At 28.3% G+C, this 20,921-nt stretch carries 20 protein-coding genes; 14 read left to right on the top strand and 6 right to left on the bottom strand.

Features of this window, described 5'->3' with window-relative positions:
• Positions 1-119: 119 nt before the first annotated feature.
• Positions 120-1,478 (bottom strand): amidohydrolase family protein, encoded by a 1,359-nt coding sequence (locus HGB55_RS12740; RefSeq protein ID WP_211047394.1) that lies wholly within the window; start codon positions 1,476-1,478, stop codon positions 120-122.
• A gap of 155 nt (positions 1,479-1,633) precedes the next feature.
• Positions 1,634-2,683, bottom strand: coding sequence for a DUF3810 domain-containing protein (locus tag HGB55_RS12745; RefSeq protein ID WP_247649222.1), 1,050 nt, complete (start codon positions 2,681-2,683; stop codon positions 1,634-1,636).
• A 320-nt stretch (positions 2,684-3,003) separates the two neighbouring features.
• Between HGB55_RS12745 and dnaB the strand changes: the two genes are divergently transcribed.
• The 8 genes from dnaB to bshA all read left to right on the top strand — a co-directional run bounded on the left by dnaB (position 3,004) and on the right by bshA (position 11,416).
• Complete coding sequence (gene dnaB / locus HGB55_RS12750) at positions 3,004-4,527, top strand: replicative DNA helicase (protein WP_168817275.1); 1,524 nt, start codon at positions 3,004-3,006, stop codon at positions 4,525-4,527.
• A gap of 40 nt (positions 4,528-4,567) precedes the next feature.
• Positions 4,568-5,827 carry an asparagine synthetase B gene (locus HGB55_RS12755; protein ID WP_211047395.1) on the top strand — a complete coding sequence of 420 codons (1,260 nt, stop codon included), beginning with the start codon at positions 4,568-4,570 and terminating at the stop codon, positions 5,825-5,827.
• A gap of 89 nt (positions 5,828-5,916) precedes the next feature.
• On the top strand, positions 5,917-6,762 hold the full coding sequence (locus HGB55_RS12760) for a transketolase (protein WP_168817276.1): 846 nt from the start codon (positions 5,917-5,919) through the stop codon (positions 6,760-6,762).
• A 218-nt stretch (positions 6,763-6,980) separates the two neighbouring features.
• Positions 6,981-7,565 (top strand): TetR/AcrR family transcriptional regulator, encoded by a 585-nt coding sequence (locus HGB55_RS12765; protein ID WP_168817277.1) that lies wholly within the window; start codon positions 6,981-6,983, stop codon positions 7,563-7,565.
• A gap of 53 nt (positions 7,566-7,618) precedes the next feature.
• On the top strand, positions 7,619-8,419 hold the full coding sequence (locus HGB55_RS12770) for a 1-acyl-sn-glycerol-3-phosphate acyltransferase (RefSeq protein ID WP_168817278.1): 801 nt from the start codon (positions 7,619-7,621) through the stop codon (positions 8,417-8,419).
• 15 nt (positions 8,420-8,434) lie between these two features.
• Complete coding sequence (locus tag HGB55_RS12775) at positions 8,435-9,163, top strand: glycosyltransferase (RefSeq protein ID WP_168817279.1); 729 nt, start codon at positions 8,435-8,437, stop codon at positions 9,161-9,163.
• Positions 9,164-9,167: 4 nt separating this feature from the next.
• Complete coding sequence (locus tag HGB55_RS12780; protein WP_168817280.1) at positions 9,168-10,055, top strand: patatin-like phospholipase family protein; 888 nt, start codon at positions 9,168-9,170, stop codon at positions 10,053-10,055.
• 227 nt (positions 10,056-10,282) lie between these two features.
• Positions 10,283-11,416, top strand: a complete 1,134-nt coding sequence (gene bshA, locus HGB55_RS12785) for an N-acetyl-alpha-D-glucosaminyl L-malate synthase BshA (protein ID WP_168817281.1) — start codon at positions 10,283-10,285, stop codon at positions 11,414-11,416.
• Here the strand turns inward: bshA and aroB are convergent.
• Positions 11,413-12,480, bottom strand: coding sequence for a 3-dehydroquinate synthase (aroB, locus tag HGB55_RS12790; RefSeq protein ID WP_168817282.1), 1,068 nt, complete (start codon positions 12,478-12,480; stop codon positions 11,413-11,415). The genes bshA and aroB overlap by 4 nt on opposite strands.
• Before the next feature lie 84 nt (positions 12,481-12,564).
• Here aroB and HGB55_RS12795 point away from each other — a divergent pair, with 84 nt between their 5' ends.
• Positions 12,565-13,731 (top strand): proline dehydrogenase family protein, encoded by a 1,167-nt coding sequence (locus HGB55_RS12795; protein ID WP_168817283.1) that lies wholly within the window; start codon positions 12,565-12,567, stop codon positions 13,729-13,731.
• A gap of 129 nt (positions 13,732-13,860) precedes the next feature.
• Here the strand turns inward: HGB55_RS12795 and HGB55_RS15605 are convergent, their stop codons facing one another.
• Positions 13,861-13,995 (bottom strand): hypothetical protein, encoded by a 135-nt coding sequence (locus tag HGB55_RS15605; protein WP_256368434.1) that lies wholly within the window; start codon positions 13,993-13,995, stop codon positions 13,861-13,863.
• A 129-nt stretch (positions 13,996-14,124) separates the two neighbouring features.
• Here HGB55_RS15605 and typA point away from each other — a divergent pair, with 129 nt between their 5' ends.
• A complete protein-coding gene (gene typA / locus HGB55_RS12800; RefSeq protein WP_168817284.1) occupies positions 14,125-15,894 on the top strand; it encodes a translational GTPase TypA in 1,770 nt (589 codons plus the stop codon).
• 311 nt (positions 15,895-16,205) lie between these two features.
• Here the strand turns inward: typA and HGB55_RS12805 are convergent, their stop codons facing one another.
• Entirely contained in the window at positions 16,206-16,601 is a 396-nt protein-coding gene (locus HGB55_RS12805) for a NifB/NifX family molybdenum-iron cluster-binding protein (protein ID WP_168817285.1), read from the bottom strand.
• Positions 16,602-17,045: 444 nt separating this feature from the next.
• On the opposite strand from HGB55_RS12805, the gene HGB55_RS12810 reads away from it, so the two are divergent.
• The 4 genes from HGB55_RS12810 (at position 17,046) to HGB55_RS12825 (ending at position 19,646) form a co-directional block, all read left to right on the top strand.
• A complete protein-coding gene (locus HGB55_RS12810) occupies positions 17,046-17,492 on the top strand; it encodes a MarR family winged helix-turn-helix transcriptional regulator (protein ID WP_247649223.1) in 447 nt (148 codons plus the stop codon).
• Positions 17,493-18,087: 595 nt separating this feature from the next.
• Entirely contained in the window at positions 18,088-18,573 is a 486-nt protein-coding gene (locus HGB55_RS12815) for a CAP domain-containing protein (protein ID WP_168817286.1), read from the top strand.
• A gap of 20 nt (positions 18,574-18,593) precedes the next feature.
• Positions 18,594-18,737, top strand: a complete 144-nt coding sequence (locus tag HGB55_RS12820; protein WP_168817287.1) for a hypothetical protein — start codon at positions 18,594-18,596, stop codon at positions 18,735-18,737.
• Positions 18,738-19,250: 513 nt separating this feature from the next.
• Positions 19,251-19,646, top strand: a complete 396-nt coding sequence (locus HGB55_RS12825; protein ID WP_168817288.1) for a thioesterase family protein — start codon at positions 19,251-19,253, stop codon at positions 19,644-19,646.
• 2 nt (positions 19,647-19,648) lie between these two features.
• Here the strand turns inward: HGB55_RS12825 and HGB55_RS12830 are convergent, their stop codons facing one another.
• Positions 19,649-20,881: a glycosyltransferase gene (locus HGB55_RS12830; protein ID WP_168817289.1), complete on the bottom strand. Its 1,233-nt coding sequence runs from the start codon at positions 20,879-20,881 to the stop codon at positions 19,649-19,651.
• Positions 20,882-20,921: the final 40 nt, after the last annotated feature.

Here is a 20,921-nt window from a genome sequence, read left to right on the forward strand (position 1 = left end):
TATTTCAATAACATCTTTACTGCATTAATAGCTTATAATTTTAAAGACAAAAAACCTTCTCTTAAAAATAATTTTGTGGATACTAAGCAACTTTATTTATCTTTTTAGTTATATCGAACTCACGTTAAATTATATGTTTTGTTGTGTAAAGAAAGTGTATAATTGCCAGAAATGTTTTTTGTATTTATATTATTGATCACATTTTTACTTCCTAAAACCCAGTTTTCATAAATAACAGTCTCTTTATCAAAAATTTCTCCTGAAGTAATTAAAAAATTGGCATAACTTCCTTTTTGTAAAGTACCTATTTCATTAGATTTTCCTAAAATATTTGCAGGAACGGTTGTTAATGCTTTCAGAGCTTCAGTTTTATTAAAACCATAAGCAAATGCTTTTTGTAAATTTTTATTAAAATCGGAAATAGATTTTAATTGATGTGTAGTTAAAGAAAAAGGAACACCATTTTTATTTAAAACGTGTAAATTTGATGGCTCTTGATTCCATTTTCTTAAATCACTTAAAGCAATTTCACTTGCTAAAAATGGATCACTAACATCATAAGCTTTTTTAAAATTAACAGGTATAATATACGTTGCTTTTGTAGCTTTAATTTCTTCAATATTTTCGTACTCGTCACCACCACCTAAAATAATGTATTGTATACCAAATTCATCTCCAATTTTATCTGCTCTAAAATCATTTTGTTTGCTGTTTGCTTCAAAAATTTGAACTAAATTTTTATTATTTAGGAAGGCTTCTAAAGTTAAATCTTTATTTTTAGATAATCCTTTCGAATACCAATCAGCATCATTATATACCTGTTTAATCAATGCTATAGACCCCATTAATGAATTAGGGTAAGCTTGTTTAGAAAGTGCACTGCGGCTAAAAGATAAGTATTGAGCAGATTTTTCATCTAAAATTCGGTAATTATTTGTTGTGATAGGATTTAAAGCAACCAAAATACCGTTTCCTCTAATAATGCCATCTTGCAAATGAGTATTTACAGTTCCAAAACCAGCGCTTAACAACTCTTTAGCTCTTTTGTTATCAAATTTAAATTCTGACAAAGCATTGGTTTGAGCTTTTATATGGTCATTCCAGTAATATCCGTCTTTTTCAGTATCATATTGTGGTTTACCACCAAAAAAACTGCTTCTTGGTACAGCTTTGGGTTTTTCAATACCAAAATCAGAATAAACATCTATAAAAGAAGGATACATATAATTACCGTTTAAATCGATAATTTTAGATTCGGAAGGTATTTTAACAGATGATCCTACCTCAATTATTTTTCCATCTTTTATTAGTAAAGTTCCTTTTTCAATGAAAATAGAGGGCGTAACCTGAATTTTAGCATTGATAAATGCATAAATTGTGTTTTCGGTAGTTTTCACTTCTGTATTAACAGGAAAATATTCTTGAGAATTAGCAGTAAAGAATATTAGTGAAAAAAAACATAAAAGTGTTTTTCTCATATTTGGTTAGATTTTAATTTTAGGTAAATTTAAACTTATGTATTAAGTAATTGTTATATATGTAATGATTTAACAAAATTTTAAGAAATACAAAAGAATAAATCTGTTAATTGTTGTGAAAAAAATAATTTTAATGAAGTTTTATTGGGTAAAATTCAAAAAGATTCAGGGTATTTTTTTTGGTAATTAATTAATAGTGAAATCATTTTATTATAGCTTTGAACACCATCTTTTTGTTTATTGGCTTTTAAGTACATATTATATGTTTTCCAAATGTATGGTTCAATAGGATTTTGATATTTTTTTGCATATTTTTTATGATCTTCAAAATCTTTTAAAATTCCTTTATTTAAATTTTTATACAATTCTTTAAATTGGGTAGAATCTCTCAAATATAAATCTCTTAAAGAGTAGTTTAGTGCAGCCTTGTATCCCGAGTATCTGAAATACGGATTACTATTGTTTGCAGCAACTAAAAATCCTATAAAATTTGCTTCATTTTCTGCTGCATATCCAACCTGATGAGCAATTTCATGACAACTTATAGCCGGAGTACTGGTTTTTGGGATTAATGAATTTACTTGTGCTTCACCAGTTAATGGATTTATATAACCACCTGTTCCCATATAACTTTGCAAAGTGCTTATTAGTGAACTTTTTATAGAAGGTTTAGGGTATTTTAATTTAAAAATTTCAGTAGTTAAATGGTTGTAGCTTTTTGAAGCGATAGAGTAAATTTCTTTATGATTATAAGGAATAGTAACTTTTATTGTATCAGAATTTGTAATTTGAACCTGTGCTTTATTTGTTTTTTCAATTAGCTTTTTAGTTAGATATTTTACATCTTCGGTAGTATAATCAGGAGCATTTAGATCTAAACTTTCTTTTAAAGGAACTCTAAAATAATTTAATCCCCAAAACAGATAAAAAAAGAAAAATAGTACAGAAATATATGCGCCAACTTTAAAAAAAGTGTCTTTAAGGTTAAACTTTTTTGTTTTAATTATTTGGTAGATATTTTTAACAATAAAAAGAAAAAACAGTACTAATAAAATATCTCCAATTGAAAAGGGAATCCACCCTAAAAAAAGTCGTAAAAATTTAGAAATATAAATATACAATCCGTTTGAATAATATTTCTCAATAAAAATAGGGTATTGGGCTAAAATTTGGATAAATGCCCATTGCATTACTAAAATAAGCATAAGAATTTTGTAGATTTTTTTACGTTCCATAAACCAAAAATAGCAAAATAAAATCCATAAAAATGAGTTTGAAAATTTATTAACAAATTTGGGTTACTTGTCAACACAAATTGTGTAAAAATAAAATTAATGAATGGATGGATAATTTATTTTTTAAAATCTACATTTGCTTTTATTATAAAATTACCTAAATTTTAAGGTGTCTTTATTAATAAAAAAAATTGTTATTTATTTATATAATTTATTAATTTTTTTAAGTTGATAGATGTGTTTTATTGTGTAATTAAATAATTTGTAATAGATATTAAAATTAAAGTAGCGTGAAAAATTTGCAGCCCATACCATCAAAAAGTTTTAAAAAAAGTACTGTTATAAACCTTGAAAAAGGTAAAATACCACCGCAGGCACTTGATTTAGAGGAAGCGGTTTTGGGTGCTATGATGATTGATAAAAAAGGAGTTGATGATGTTATTGATATATTGCATCCTGAAGTTTTTTACAAAGAAGCACATCAATTAATTTACGAAGCAATTTACACGTTATTTCAAAATTCTGAACCTATTGATTTAAGAACTGTTGCAAATCAGTTAAAAAAGTCAGGCTATTTAGAAGCCGCAGGAGGCGATTTTTATTTAATCGGTTTAACTCAAAAAGTAGCTTCAACTGCGCATATTGAATTTCATGCGCGTATAATTCTTCAAAAATACATTCAACGTAAATTAATTTCAATTTCTTCTGAAATTATTGAAGAAGCGTATGATGAAACCATTGATGTTTTTGATTTGTTGGATGATGCCGAATCTAAATTATTTGAAGTAACTCAAGGAAACTTAAAAAAAGGTTCTGAAGATGCTCAAGGACTTGTTACGCAGGCAATAAAGAAAATTCAAGAAATATCAAATAAGCAGGGTATGAGTGGTATAGCAACCGGTTTTACTCGTTTAGATGAGTTGACATCGGGTTGGCAACCTTCCGATTTAATTATTTTAGCTGCGCGTCCCGGTATGGGAAAAACAGCGTTTGTAATGTCTATGGCAAAAAATATGGCTATAGATTTTGATGAACCTGTTGCCATTTTTTCATTAGAAATGTCATCAGTTCAGTTAATTACTCGTATGATCTCAAGTGAAACAGGAATTTCATCTGGTAAATTGAGAAAAGGAAATTTAGAACCACATGAATGGGAGCAATTGAATGTGAAGGTTAAAAATTTATCAAAAGCACCTATTTTTATTGATGACACACCTTCATTATCAATTTTCGATTTAAGAGCAAAAGCTCGTCGTTTAGCGTCACAACACGGTATAAAAGTTATAGTTATTGATTATTTACAGTTGATGACCGCCGGAACTTCTCAAAAAGGAGGAGGTAATAGAGAACAGGAAATTTCAACCATTTCGCGTAACTTAAAAGCATTAGCAAAAGAATTAAGTATCCCTGTAATTGCACTTTCACAGTTATCTCGTGCTGTTGAAACTCGTGGTGGTAGTAAAAGACCTTTATTGTCCGATTTACGTGAATCCGGAGCTATTGAACAAGATGCTGATATTGTTTCCTTTATCTACCGCCCTGAATATTATGGGCATACAGAATGGGATGATGAAGAACGTACACCTTGTGAAGGGCAAGCAGAATTTATTGTTGCAAAACATAGAAATGGTGGATTGGATAATATCCGACTTAAATTTACGGGTCATTTAGCGCAATTCAGTAATTTAGATGAAGATTTTGGAAATGAATTTCATTCTAAAATGAATGCAATTCATGAGAGTAATATACCTACTGCTGAAGATGCTTTTGGAACACCGGATGAGAATTTAGATGATGGAGATGTTCCATTCTAAAAAATAATATTTAATACAATATCATAAACAAAAAATTTCAATGTTAAAAAATGCTTTGATATTGCTGTTATTGCTTTTTTCACATTCAATTTATGCATCATTCATATTAATTCCTATGGATGATGTTACGCAAACAAATCATTTAAAAGCTTACGGAATCACATATTGGTCTTTACAACAAGGTAATTCAGCAAAATGGTTGTTAAATTACGAAGGAGGTTCTTTTTTGTTGGAAGATAATGAAGCTACTCGTAACGAGTGTAAAATTAGAGGTGTAACATTTCAAATAATTTCTGATACACAGGCTGTGAAGTTACTTGAAGAAATAAGCAGCCCTTCAAAAAATATGGAAGCTGTTATTTTGGAAAAAGCACCTAAAATTGCAGTATATTCTCCAAAAGATAAAATGCCATGGGATGATGCAGTTACTATGGTTTTAACTTATGCCGAAATTCCTTTTGATGTAATTTATGATGAAGAAGTTCTAGAAGAAAAACTTTTGTTATATGAATGGTTACACTTACATCATGAAGATTTTACGGGGCAATTTGGTAAATTTTATGGAGCATACCGTACAGCACCTTGGTATATCGAACAAAAAAAAGCTGCAGAAGAATTATCTAAAAGATTAGGTTTTAGTAAAGTTTCTGAAGAAAAATTGGCTGTAGCCATTAAAATACGCGATTTTGTAATTGGTGGTGGCTTTATGTTTGCAATGTGCTCTGCAACAGATAGTTTTGATATAGCACTTTCTGCTGAAGGAGTTGATATTTGCGAAACTATGTTTGATGGTGATCCTTCGGAGGTAGATTATCAAAATAAAATTGATTACAATAAAACATTTGCTTTTAAAGATTTTACTTTAGTTAGAAATCCGGTAGAATACGAGTTTTCAACAATTGATATGACACGTAAAAGAGATGTAGTTAGAACATCTGATTATTTTTCTTTACAACAATATTCGGCAAAATGGGATCCTATTCCAACAATGCTATGTCAAAATCATACTCAGTTGATAAAAGGTTTTATGGGGCAAACTACGGCATTTGATAGAGATGAAATTAAGTCTAATATACTGGTTATGGGTGAAATGAAATCGAATAGAGAGGCAAGGTATATACATGGAGTTAAAGGTAAAGGCATGTTTACTTTTTATGGAGGCCATGATCCTGAAGATTATCAGCATAAAGTAGGTGACCCAAAAACGGAGCTCGATTTATATCCAAATTCTCCGGGCTATCGTTTAATTTTAAATAATGTGTTGTTTCCTGCAGCCAAAAAGAAAAAACAAAAAACATAATATCGTATTGGTATAAAATTTTAGTGATATTTTTTATGGTTTAAAAAATCAAATATGTTATTTTTGCTACTTATAATAAAACCTAATAAATGTCAACTACACAACAATTGCAAGACTTTGCTCAACAAGTTAGAAGAGATATTGTAAGAATGGTACATGCAGTACAATCTGGTCATCCAGGGGGTTCTTTAGGATGTAATGAATTTTTAACAGTTCTTTTTCAGGAAGTTATGGATTATTCAACAGACTTCTCTATGGATGGAAAAAATGAAGATTTATTCTTTTTGTCAAACGGTCATATTTCGCCTGTGTATTATAGCGTTTTGGCTAGAAGCGGTTTTTTTCCGGTTGAAGAATTGGCAACTTTCAGAAAATTAGGTTCACGTTTACAAGGTCATCCAACAACACATGAAGGTTTACCTGGTGTTAGAATGGCTTCAGGTTCCTTAGGACAAGGAATGAGTGTTGCTATTGGAGCTGCACAAGCTAAAAAAATGAATGGAGATTCAAAGTTAGTATTTTCATTACATGGTGATGGAGAGTTACAAGAAGGACAAAATTGGGAAGCTATTATGTATGCTGCCGGTAAAAAAGTAGATAATTATATTGCTACCATAGATTATAATGGACAACAAATAGATGGTTCTACTAATGAAGTAATGCCTATGGGAGACCTTAAAGCCAAATTTGAAGCTTTCGGATGGACTGTTTTAGATATTGCTAAAGGTAATGATATTGAGAGTATTAAAAAAGGTTTAGAGAAAGCCAAATCTTTAACAGGTAAAGGAAAACCTGTTTGTGTTTTACTACATACTGAAATGGGTAATGGAGTAGATTTTATGATGCATACACATGCGTGGCATGGTAAAGCACCAAGTGATGCACAGTTAGAAAATGCTTTAAGTCAAAATCCTGTAACTTTGGGAGATTATTAATTTATCAAAATTTGATAATTAAAATATTAAAAATAGTTGTAATGAAAGTTGCAACTATTTTTTTTGTACAATATACTTTAAACAGGTGTTATTAAAAATTGTATAGAAACACTTCAATAGTTACTTTTTTTAAAATAACTGATTAAAATTTTGGTGTCTAAAAAAATAATCATGTATATTTACAGACTAAAATACATAATTGGTCGAATAGTCTAAAAATGAAAAAAGATAAAATTATCATTAGAGAAATCCTATTTTCTGCACAAGAGTTACTTCAAAGGTTTGGATTTGATAAAACAACAATGGCAGATATTGCAAAAAATGCAGGCAAAGGCAAAAGCACTTTATATCATTATTTTAAAAGTAAAGATGAAATTTTCAATCAGGTAATTAAAATGGAAATGGATACTCTTTTTCAAAAAGTAAAGAAAGCGGTTGATCTTAAAGAAAATTGTAATGATAAATTAAAAGAATATATATTAATAAAGATAAAAACATTAAAAGAAAAAAGAAATCTATATCATTTTGCTATTCAAACCGATACAGATTCACTAAATAAATTTATCTCTTTATTTAAAAAAAGATACGACAAAAAGGAAAAAGAAATTTTGAATGCTATTTTAGTTCAAGGTGTTGAAAATAAAGATTTGACAATTGAAAATGAGCGTATTGAACCATTATCAGAGCTAATAGTTTCTTGTATTAGGGGTATTGAATTTGATATTTTAACCAAGAATGAAATTAATAAATTATTTAACCAAGCAGATTTTTTAACAAATATAATAATAAAAGGGCTTCGTTAAATTTTTTTGATAATAAATAGACCGTAAAACGAATTTGGTCTAAAGGTTTTGTGATGAAATATATTAACATTGAAAATATAGTAGAAAATAGTAACTCAAAACTATTAAAAAGTCTTCCAAAATTTATAATCATAATAATTGGTAATATAATAAGACAAGATGAGATAAATGATATTCTTTCAGAATTTGAAGATTATAAAGGCTTACCATTCTTAGAAAAAGTTATCGAAAAATTGAATTTAAATATTGAGATTAAAGGGATTGAAAATTTACCGGATAATAAAAAATCAATTTTTGTAGCAAATCATCCGTTTGGAATATTGGATGGATTAATTATAACAAATATAGTAGGAAATAAATATGGTGAATTAAAAGCTATTGGTAATGATGCTTTTAAACATATACCGCAATTAGAACCACTCATTCTTAATATTGATGTTTTTGATAAGAGTTCAAGAGAATATTACGAAAAGTTAAATGAGGCTTATGCTTCAAATATTCCAATAACACATTTTCCGGCAGGTTTTGTTTCAAGAATTTATAATAGAAAAATTCAAGATAAACAATGGGAGAAAAGTTTTGTGAAAAAAGCAATAGAAAATCAAAGAGATATTGTTCCCATACGCTTTGTTGGAAGAAACACTAGTTTGTTTTACTTCATTTTTATGGTAAGAAAATTATTATGTATACAAACAAATATTGAGCTAATTCTTTTACCGAGAGAACTGTTTAAAAAGAAAAATAAAACAATTAAAGTAAAAATATTGAAACCTGTTTCTTATAAATTTTTTGATAAATCACTTAATCATATAGAATGGGCTGAAAAAATTAAAAATCAAGTATATAATAATTAATAATAATCCAATATTATGGAAAAAGCAACAGCAATAATCTGTGTATACAATGAACAAGATACAATAGAAAATGTGATTATTTCAACATCAAAAGAGCAATTTATTAATGAAATTGTAGTGGTGAATGATGGTTCTACTGATAGCTCAAAAAGTATAATTAATAAACTGAAATCGACATATAATCTAAACGTTATTAATTTTGAGATCAATAAAGGGAAAGGTTATGCAATGGCAGTTGGTGTTGAAAATGCTAAATATGATATAGTGATGTTTATTGATGCCGATCAAACAAGGATAACACCAAATTATACATCCGAGTTAATAATGTCTTTAATAAACAAAGAGTGTGATATGGTTTTAGGCTATTCAACTGTTAATATTTTAAAAAAAGATATAAATCCTTTAAAAATATTAACGGGAGAACGAGCATTATTCAAAAAGGACATTATGCCAATTTTAGATAAAATAAAAGCATCAAGATTTGGTGTAGAAACGCTATTGTATTTTTATTACATTTCAGTAGAAAAATCTATAAAATTTATTAGATTATCAGGGCTAAAACATAGAGATAAATACAAGAAGGCGTCTTTTAAACAAGCAACAAATAATTATATTGGTGAAGGTTGGGAAATTATTAGAACAGCTTTTAAAAACTATGATATGGTTTTAAAACCTATCCAAAATCAAATAACAAAATACATTGCAAAAAATAAAAAGTTAATAATATATCAAATAAAAAATTAATGCTATGAAAACTAAAAATGTAGCCTTAGTATTATCAAGCGGAGGTTCAAAAGGGATCGCCCATATTGGTGTAATAAATGAATTAGAAAAACAGGGGTTTACAATAACTTCAGTTGCAGGTTCATCTATAGGTTCAATAATTGGAGGTGTTTATGCAATGGGTAAATTACCTATTTATACAGAATGGATAAAAACATTAGATAAAAAGAAAGTATTTGGTTTAATGGATTTTACATTTTCAAAAAATGGATTATTGAAAGGAGACAGAGTTTTTAAAACAATGAGATCTTATATTCCTGACGAGCCTATTGAAAATATGAAAATTCCTTTTTCGGCTGTTGCTACTGATATTATTAATGAAAAAGAAATTGTTTTCAGTTCTGGGAGTTTTTATGATGCTATTAGGGCATCAATAGCAATACCATCAGTTATTAAACCTGTTAAATATAAGGATACTTTTTTGGTAGATGGAGGTGTTTTATGTCCTCTTCCTATTGAATATGTTAAACGAAATCAAAACGATGTTTTGGTAGCTGTTAATTTGTATGGAACCAAAAAAGAAAAAAATGAAGTACAGGAATTAAATAAATCTCAAAATTTTTTCTACTCAAAATATAATGATTATGTAAACAGTATAAGTAAACTAATTACTACGGGAGATAAAGATAGTATAGGATATCTCTCATTATTAAATACAACAACTTTTGCTATGGTTCATAAAATGTCAAAACTAACAATTGATATGTATAAACCGGATATAACAATAGATATTCCTGCAAATTCAGCTAATACCTTTGATTTTCATAAAGCTGTTGAATTGATTGAATTAGGTGAGGCTAAAGCAAAAATTGAAATAGAGAATTTTTTAAAAGACAACAATTTGAAAGACTAGTCTTTTAGTTTACTACTTGGTCTATACTATCTTTTTAAATTTATATTAGTAAACATATGATTATTAATTTATTAGAATTGTAAAAACTTTATTTAAGATATTTTTATAAGTTTCAATTCATAAAACTGTAATAATACTTCTATATTTACAACTACAATAATGGAGAGAAAATAGATTATAAATCTTCAATTATTTTATCTTTTAATTTTCAGTAAAGTATAATATTTATGAAAATAGGCATTGTTTGTTATCCTACTTTTGGAGGAAGTGGAGTAGTAGCAACAGAATTAGGAATGGCATTAGCTAAAAGAGGGCATCATGTACATTTTATAACCTATAAACAACCGGTAAGACTCGATTTTATTTCAAACGATATCCATTTTCACGAGGTTTTTGTTGAAGAATATCCTTTATTCCATTTTCAACCTTACGAATTAGCTTTATCAAGTAAAATGGTTGAAGTTGTTCAGATGTATAATTTAGAGATATTACATGTGCATTATGCAATCCCTCATGCGTATGCTGCATACATGGCAAAGAAAATGCTTAAAGAAAAAGGGATTGATGTAAAAGTTGTAACAACATTACATGGTACCGATATTACGTTGGTTGGAAGTCACCCTAACTATAAAACAGCAGTAGAATTCAGTATCAATAATTCGGATGTTGTAACAACTGTATCCGAAAGTTTAAAGAATGATACTTTACGTTTGTTCAAAATTAAAAAAGAGATAAAAGTTATTCATAATTTTATCGATTTTGAAAAATATCCTGAAATTAAATCTCCTGAATGTCAGCGTAATAATATCGCTAATGAAGATGAGCGGATTATTACACACATAAGTAATTTACGTCCTGTAAAAAGAGCTTATGATGTTATTGATATTTTTTACAAAATTCAAAAAGAAATTCCGGCTAAATTATTATTGGTAGGTGAAGGACCTGATAGAGAAATAATTGAGCGTCAGGTAAAAGAGTTAGGGATTTTAGATAAGGTACTTTTTTTAGGAAATAGCAACGAGGTTAATAAATTATTGTGTTATTCCGATTTGTTTTTACTGCCTTCAGAGACTGAAAGCTTTGGTTTAGCCGCGTTAGAAGCTATGGCTGCCAGAACTCCCGTAATTTCAACTAATTCAGGTGGTTTGCCCGAAGTAAACATTAACAGTGTAACAGGCTTTTTAAGCAATGTAGGTGATACCGATGAAATGGCTAAAAACGGAATTTTTATTTTAAAAGATGTAGACCGGCTTCAACAATTTAAGCAAAATGCTCTAGAACAGGCAAAACGTTTCAGTTTAGAAAATGTTTTACCTACATATAAAGAAATATATAGGCAAGCAGTTGCTAATTGTTGTTAAGAATTATAATAGTTTAAAGATTCGATTATTAGCTCTTTTTTAACTTTGCAATCGAGTTTAAATTTTTCATAATCAGATAATAATACAAAATTTACTTGTCCGCCAATATTCTTTTTATCGTGAATTAAAAGTTCCATAATACCTTCGTAATCTTCAGAAAATATGGTTACTTTTCCATAAATATCAATAATTGTTTTTTTAATAGTTTCAAGGTATTCAGTTGGAAAGTTATAAAGGTAATTTGAAATATAAGCTTCAGTAACCATTCCAATAGCAATAGCTTCACCATGAGTTAAATTTTCTTTATCGGTAGATTCTAAAAAATAAGATTCAATAGCATGTCCTAAAGTGTGTCCAAAATTTAAAACTTTACGCAAACCACTTTCTTTTGGGTCTTGTGTAACAACTTCATTTTTAATTTCTATTGAACGGTGAATTAATTTACTTATATTATTGGTATTTAATTCTTTAAACTTATTTATTTTACTCCATAGTTTAATATCATAAGTTAGCCCATATTTAATAATTTCAGCAAGTCCAGATCGTAATTCTCTATCAGTAATAGTTTCCAAATAACGAGTATCAATCAACACCATTTCCGGATTTGAGAACAATCCAATTTGATTTTTTAAAACGCCTAAATCAACTCCGGTTTTTCCACCAACAGATGCATCAACCATGCTTAATAATGTGGTTGGTATATTTATAAAAGCAATACCTCTTTTAAAAGCAGAAGCCACAAAACCACCTAAATCTGTAATAACACCACCACCTAAATTGATGAGTAAACTTTTTCTGTCAGCACCTAATTCGGTCAAAGCATTCCATACACCAGTGCAAGTATCAAGGTTCTTATATTTTTCACCGGCTTCAATTTCAATAATTTCGATAGGTAAATCAGTCGCCAGTTCTTGCATTAAAATGGGCAAACAAAATTTGTTGGTATTTTCATCAACTAAAATAAATAATGTAGAAGGCTTATAATCATTTACATAACTATTTAACTTTAGGTAAGCATCATTATTAAAATTTACATAATAATTGTTGGATAAAATCGGTGTCATTTGGAATAAATTTTCTACAAATTAAACAGAAAAAAATGAATAAATAAACTCTTAGTGAGTATCTTTGTGTAAATACAAATCACAATGGAAAAATTATTTGATAATACTGAAGTGGCTTTTGCTTTAAAATCAAATTCTGAGCTCGAAAGAGCTTTCTATTTATTTGAAATGATTAAGCGAGAGTCTCTTGTTAAAATTGGCGGTGCAGTTGCCAAATTTGCCCTAAAAACATATTTACCTGTTGAAGGTATTATACGTGCTACTGTTTTTGATCACTTTTGTGGTGGTGTTACTGAAGTTGATTGTATGCCTACAATTGATAAAATGTATACTAAAAATGTTTATTCTGTATTAGATTATTCTGCTGAAGGAAAAGAAGTTGAAGAACAGTTTGATCTAGCTATGGAAAAAACACTGAATACCATAAAATTTGGTAAAGAAAAACCAGGTATTCCATTCGCGGTGTTTAAACCTACAGGTTTTGGAAAATTTGAATTGTATCAAAAGAAAACAGAAGGAACACCATTGGACCCTCATGAAGAGGTTGAATGGAAACGTGTTAGAGAACGTTATGATATTGTAAGTAAAGCTGCTTATGATAGAGATGTTCCTTTATTAATTGATGCTGAGGAAACATGGATGCAAGATGCTGCTGATGATTTAATTGAAGAAATGATGAGTAAATACAATAAAGAAAAAGTTATTGTGTTTGGTACTTTACAATTGTACAGATGGGATAGGTTAGATTATATAAAAAAACTACATCAACGCGCTAAAGAAAAAGGATTTAAAGTTGGAATGAAGTTGGTTCGAGGAGCGTATATGGAAAAAGAGCGTGAACGCGCTAAAGAAAAAGGGTATAAAGATCCTATTTGTGTAGATAAAAATGCTACTAACAAAATGTTTGATGATGTGTTGTCATATATGTTTAAAAACATTGAAGATATGGCTATTTTTGCAGGAACTCATAACGAAGAGAGTTCATATTTATTGATGGATTTAATTGCAAAATCTGGTTTAGATAGAGATGATAAAAGAGTATGGTTTGGACAATTGTATGGTATGAGTGACCATATTAGTTATAATTTAGCTAAAGAAGGCTACAATGTAGCTAAGTATTTGCCATTTGGTCCTGTACGTGATGTAATGCCATATTTATTAAGACGTGCGGAAGAAAATACTTCAGTTGCCGGTCAAACCAATAGAGAATTAGAGTTGCTTAAACGTGAGCGTGAACGTCGTAAAATTTAAAAAGTTTACTACCGTATAACTAAAAAGAGGGTTTATAAAATCATAATTTTATAAACCCTTTTTTTATCAAATAATTTAGGGCTGTAATTCATTCCTCACTACATAATTTCAACTAAAAAGATTTTTTAGTTAATTATTTTTCTTTCCACTTCTCATAAAAATAATTAAAACTACAATTAAACCTAAAAAAACTAAAAACATAAAAGCGGCTCCTAAAACTCCCCAATTCCAATTAAACAAAGAAATAATATTAAATAGAATCATAATTAATTAAGTTTAATGTAAAGATAAACAGTATTTTACAAATTTTATATGATATCTGTCATTCTTTAACTTTTGTTACAATAAACCAAATAAAACACCTACTTTTGCAGCGCTAAAAAAAATAAGAATATGCAATCTATTAGAAATATAGCTATTATAGCTCACGTTGATCATGGTAAAACAACTTTGGTTGATAAAATTATTGATCAAGCTCATATTTTAGATGAAAGAAAAGAACGAACCGATTTATTATTAGATAATAATGATTTAGAGCGTGAACGTGGGATTACTATTTTATCTAAAAACGTTTCGATAATTTATAAAGATGTAAAAATTAATATTATAGATACTCCTGGTCACGCCGATTTTGGTGGTGAAGTAGAACGCGTTTTAAAAATGGCTGATGGTGTATTATTATTAGTAGATGCATTTGAAGGACCAATGCCACAAACTCGTTTTGTACTAGGTAAAGCGTTAGAACTTGGATTAACGCCTATTGTAGTTGTTAATAAGGTTGATAAACCAAACTGTACACCAGATCTTGTTCATGAAAAAGTATTCGATTTGATGTTTGCTTTAGATGCAACTGAAGAACAACTTGAGTTTAAAACAATTTATGGTTCGGCTAAAAATGGTTGGATGAATTATGATTGGAAAGAAGAAACCAATAATATTGTTCCTCTTTTAGATTCAATTTTAGAAAATATACCTGAAGCTCCTTATTTTGAAGGAACTCCTCAAATGCAAATTACATCATTAGATTTTACTTCTTTTGTTGGTCGTATTGCTATTGGACGTGTTTTTAGAGGAGATTTAGAAGAAGGTAAAGACTATATGCTTTGTAAAGCTGACGGAAGCACTAAAAAAGTACGTATAAAAGAATTACATACATTCGAAGGTTTAGGGAAAGATAGAGCTTCTAAAGTAAGAAGTGGAGATATTTGTGCAATTACAGGTATTGATGGATTTGATATTGGAGATACAATTGCCGATATAAATAATCCGGAACCTCTTCCTAGGTTAAAAGTAGATGAACCTACTATGAGTATGTTATTTACAATTAATAATTCACCTTTTTATGGAAAAGAAGGAAAATATGTAACTTCTCGTCATTTACGTGATAGGTTATATAAAGAAACTGAAAAAAACTTAGCACTTAGAGTTGAAGATACTGATACTGAAGATAAATTTAATGTGTTTGGTCGTGGAATATTACATTTATCAGTTTTAATTGAAACAATGCGTAGAGAAGGATATGAGTTACAAGTAGGTCGTCCGCAGGTTATTATTAAAGAAATTGATGGTGTTAAATGTGAACCTTATGAAACTTTAGTAATTAATGTTCCGGAAGAATCTGCAAGTAAAGCAATTAACTTAGTGAGCCTTAGAAAAGGAGATATGTTAGTAATGGAACCAAAAGGAGATCTACAACATTTAGAATTCGATATTCCATCACGTGGTTTAATAGGTTTACGTAACAAAATATTAACAGCAACTGCAGGTGAAGCTATTATAAACCATAGATTACGTGGCTTTGATGCTTATAAAGGAGAAATTGCAACTTCTAATAATGGAGCAATAATTTCTGCCGAAACAGGTAAAGCAACAGCTTATTCAATAGATAAGTTACAAGACAGGGGTAAGTTTTTTATTGAGCCTAATCAAGAAATCTATAAAGGTCAGGTAGTAGGGGAGAATAATAAGCAAGAAGATATGGCCGTTAATTTAATTAAAGGGAAAAAATTAACAAACGTAAGAAAGTCAGGAACTGATGATAGTGTTAAAATTGCTCCTAAAATAGATTATTCGCTAGAAGAATGTATGGAATATATTAAAGATGATGAGTATTTAGAAGTAACTCCACAAAATTTAAGAATGCGTAAAATTAGTTTTAGATAGTATTTAATACAAAAATTTATATTTAAAACGCTTCCAAAATATGGAAGCGTTTTTTTATATATAATAGTTTTATAGTAACTATTATTACTTTTTTATTGGTTTTAAATATAACTTACTAAAAAAAATGTTATAAAAAGAAAACGCTTTAGTAGTGCAATTTAATGTAATGCCAAAGCAATTTTTTAGTAAAACGGATATAATTAAAATTTCTGAATATATTTATGATAATGAATTAGAAAAGCCAGCATGGTGAGGCTCATTTTAATGAAGAACATGCAAACGGAATGGTAGAACGGGAAGGGTAGGGCTAATTAGTGGTGATGATGACCATCTCCACAATTACAATTACAGCCGGATTTTTCATGAGATACCGGCGCCACAGCTTCTAATGTACCATTAATTAGTTTTTTTATTGCTATATCAGGATCTGTTTCATCAATTTTATAACAAGCAACGTTTTGTTTTGCTAATTTTAGAATAGCTCCATTCCCAATACTTCTAGTTAATAATATATCAACATCTAAAAGGATACTTTTATTTTCATTTTGAAAAATATTATGTAAAGTCTCTTCTTTAGAAAATTCAACAATTTTTTTATTAACAATTGTGTTATTATCTATCGTATATATAAAAAAGTTTCTACATTTACCAGCATGTTCTGATATTGTTTTTTTATTTTGGGCAGTTATAGCTACTAATGTTTTCATGTTAATGGTATATTTTTAAAGCAAAATTAACCTATATTAATATTGAATTTAGCAACCTAAGTTACGCTACTAAATATAAAAAAGGCTGTTTTAAAGCATAAAAACCTTAATTTTAATACACATAAATTAAGAGTTATTAACAATTTTCAACAAAAGTTAATTTATTTATGATTAAAACATCTTCCTAAAAAATTTATTTTTACATAAGTTGTTTAAATTCAATTTATTTTAAATAATAAGTTTATAATCAATTACTTATAATTTATTTATAGTGTATTTTGTAAAATTATTACAGTTAATTTTACAACATTTATTGACTCTAAATCAGGTTTAATTTTATTTATTAGTAAAAGTTTTTAACAAAAATGTTTGTTTATTATAATATTTGTATATACATTTGTTGTATACACAATAGTAGTATAGAAAAGTGTTGTCCCCCCGAAGTTGAATAAAAATGAAAAACAGGATGAGTTAAGCTTACCTAATTATACGATAGAGAATATATTGTATACAGGTAACTGGATGAATGAAAAATTTTCAGATCATTTAAAACTATATGCCTTATCTATTCAACAGTATCAAGTTTTACGTTCATTGAGAGAGTTAAAAGGTGAACCTGCAGACCTTCAAACTTTACAAGCCGAAATGGTAAGTAAAAATAGTAATACAACAAGGTTGGTTGAAAAGTTACGATTGAAAGGTTTGATTACTAGAATTCAAAATGAAATAAATAGGAGGAAGGTAGATATAAGAATTACAGAAGCTGGTTTACAATTATTAGCTGAGATAGATATGATACAGGAACAATTTGAAAATGATGTTGTGAAAAATTTATCAAACAGTGAATTATTAACTCTAAATAAATTATTGGAAAAAATTAGAAATAAATAAGTCAACCCCAAGCTATGATTGTTCTTTAAGTGGTGTTTTTCACCCCAAAATTCACCACTTAAAGAGAATCTAAAAATTAAAAGTAAGAATTAAATAATTAAAAATTAATGAAAAAGTAAGTATAACATTAGGAGGTAGTCTCTCTGGAATCACAACTCAAAAAAGCAATCCGAAAATGCTTTTTTAAAGTTAGATGGTTAGTAAGACCTTTGATTCTACCTCTTTTTTTAAAATAATTAAATTAAGAAATAGATAAATAAATAAATCAACTCAAACCAAGCCAAAACCCCAAAAACATGAGTTATTCATTATTAACAATTATCCCCCTTGCTGTTATGTTCTATAACAGCACGTTTCAAAGCAGGATCAGTTACTCAATAACTTTGAAACAACTATATACTATAGATTTAATGTGTATTGAACTGTTAAGTTTAATAAATCATTTTAAATCCATATATATTAGTAAAGGCAGCCGTACTATATTTATTAAAAACACTTGTTCCCCACAACGGTTTATGTAAATAAATATTGCGGCTGCTATTTTTATATTAAAGTCTAACCCCAAATTATAAAAAACCCCACTCTCATGAAATCAATGAAATTTAAACTAGTATATTTTGTATTAGTAGGAATTTTACTTACCTCTTGTTCAAAAGAGGATGATGGAATTTATTTTGATGAAATTGCCGAAGTAGAAGTTGAATATTCAGCAATTGAGTTGGAAATATTTGATCTTATAAATGAGTATAGAGAATCAATAGGTGTAAAACCTTTGGAAGCTTTAAACATCATTTCATCAGTAGCTGAATCGCATACTGAATATATGATTGAAGTTGGACAGATTAACCATGATTTTTTTGCTGAAAGACAAGAAAATTTAGTTAAAAAAGCAAATGCAAAAGCTGTTGGAGAGAATGTTGCTTATGGTTATAGTACTGCTAGAGGAGCGGTTAATGGATGGTTGAATAGTGATGCTCATAGACGATTGATCGAAAAACCACAATATACACATTTTGGAATTTCTACAGAACAAGATTCTAAAGGAAGAAATTTTTTCACTCAAATGTTTATAGAGCGCTAATTTTTAAACCCCACATTATTATGATTTTAGTTAAAGAAAAGAAAAGAAACGGTATTATAAAAAAAGTAAAAAGAATTTACATAAATACCTTAGTTCCATTTTTTGAATATAGAAACAAAAAAGGAGAAATTGTAAGACCTATAAAATGTAGTGTTTTATTATAAAAATTAAGATAGAAAGCTGTTGTCCCCACAATAAAAACAATAGTAAAAATCTATTTTTAAATGTCGTCCCCATAACGATAATAGTATAAAAAATAGATGATAGTTACTGTAAAAAAAATATATGTGAAAGATTGATATTTTGTTAATCTCATAAAAAAACAGTTGCAAATATCTTTTAAGTGTCGTCCCCACAACGGTAGTATTAAAGATTTTTATTTTACAACTGTTTTCTTAAAACACATGTGCTTCCAAAACAGCCGCAATTTACTTGAAAAAAAACTGTCGTCCCCACGATAATTTCTTTATTGTACAAGTATTACGACTGTAATCTTTGTATCAAATATAATAATATTGTTAAAAGATTAAAAATTTGTGAACTTTTTTTGGAATTGTAAAATTATACTATAGGATTTATAATTCCAACTTTTTTGTCTTTTATTTTTTTTTGTATCGAAATAGTAAATAATATATGCCTTTATTTTAATTTTGGGTTTATAAAAATTTTGTACAAATATGAGAGAAATAAGTAATATTTTTAGCGTTAAAGTATCTAATGAAGCTATTGATGATTTAAACCATGTGAATAATATTTATTACCTGAATTGGATACAAAAAGCTTCAGAAATCCATTGGAATAAACTTAGTAATATCTCAATAAATTCAAAATATGTTTGGGTTGTAGTTAGGCACGAAATAGATTATTTATCATCGGCAATATTGAATGATGAATTAAATGTAAAAACTTGGATTGGAGATTCTTATGGTGTTAAATCTGAACGATTTGTTGAAATTAAAAAAGGTGATAAATTATTGGTAAAAGCCAAAACAATTTGGTGTTTACTCGATAAAAATACGATGAAACCAATTAGAATTCCAAGCGAAGTTCTTTCCATTTTACAAACAGATTAAAGTTAATTTTTATTTTTTTCTTCAATCCATTTAGACATATATTTTGTACTTTTTAACGTATGGTGTGTAAGCATTAAACCTGTAAAATTATTTAACCTATGTTTTTCTAAATTACTTTTTGTTGTTTCTAATTTATTTAAAAAAGTTACTCCATATGTATTTTTTGAGTAACAATGATTAATAATTTTAACACCATTAGTTTGAGATTCTTCCCATTTTTTTTTGTTAGTGTACAATTCAACTGCTTTTAAAGCGAAATTTTCAGGATCATCTTCAATAAAACCATTCCATAGTAATTCGCAATGCATAGCTTCAGCACCTATAGATGTTGTAATACTTGGAGTTCCATATAACATAGCATCAATCAATTTACCTTTTAAACCGGCTCCAAATTGTAGCGGAGCCAAGCAAACTTTAGCTTTTTTAAATACTTGTTCAACATTTTTAGCCCAACCTTTTATAATAAAACCTTCGTTTTTTTTATGCAATTGCAGTATTTCTTCAGAAGCATACGCACCATAAATGTGAAGATCAACATTAGGCAATTTATTTCTTATCAAAGGCCAAATAACTTCTTTTAAATAAATTACAGAGCTCCAATTTGGTTTATGTTTAAAATTTCCTATGGTAATAAAATGTTCACGTTCGTTGAAAGTTGGAAAATTGTGTATTGTATTTAAATCCACATAATCCAATAAAAAAAGGATATAACATAAAATAGATTCATTCATTTTAAATGTGTCTACTAGTAATTTCATTTCAAATGTTGAAATGATTAAAGATAAATCGCACCTGTAAATACTAGCTATTTCACGTTTGGTAATATCATTTATCAAAAACTCTAAAGATAGTTCTTTATCTTTTTTAAAGGCTTCTTGTCTTGCATATCTTAAAAAATGAAGATCTTCTGTATCTAAAATTCTAAGTGCGTTTGGGCAATTTTCAGCAACTCTCCAGCCAAATTGTTCTTCGGTAAGATATCGGTCAAATAAAACAATATCCGGATTCAATTTTTTAACGAATAAATCAAAGTTGGAATTATTTAGTTCAATATCAAATGTTTGTATTTTTAACTTGTCAAAATTATATGATTTATCAGTTTTTGATGCGGTACTAGCAAAGGATATGTTATAATTATTTTCTAAAAATAATTCAATTAATTGAAGCATTCTGTTTCCTGCTGCAGTAGAATCAGGTTCGGGCCAAACAAATCCTATAATTAAAATGTTTTTCATTACGTTAATATATAAAAAAACCTGAATTTTAGTTCAGGTT

The organism is Lutibacter sp. B1, from assembly GCF_012524075.1.
Classification (GTDB): Bacteria; Bacteroidota; Bacteroidia; order Flavobacteriales; family Flavobacteriaceae; genus Lutibacter.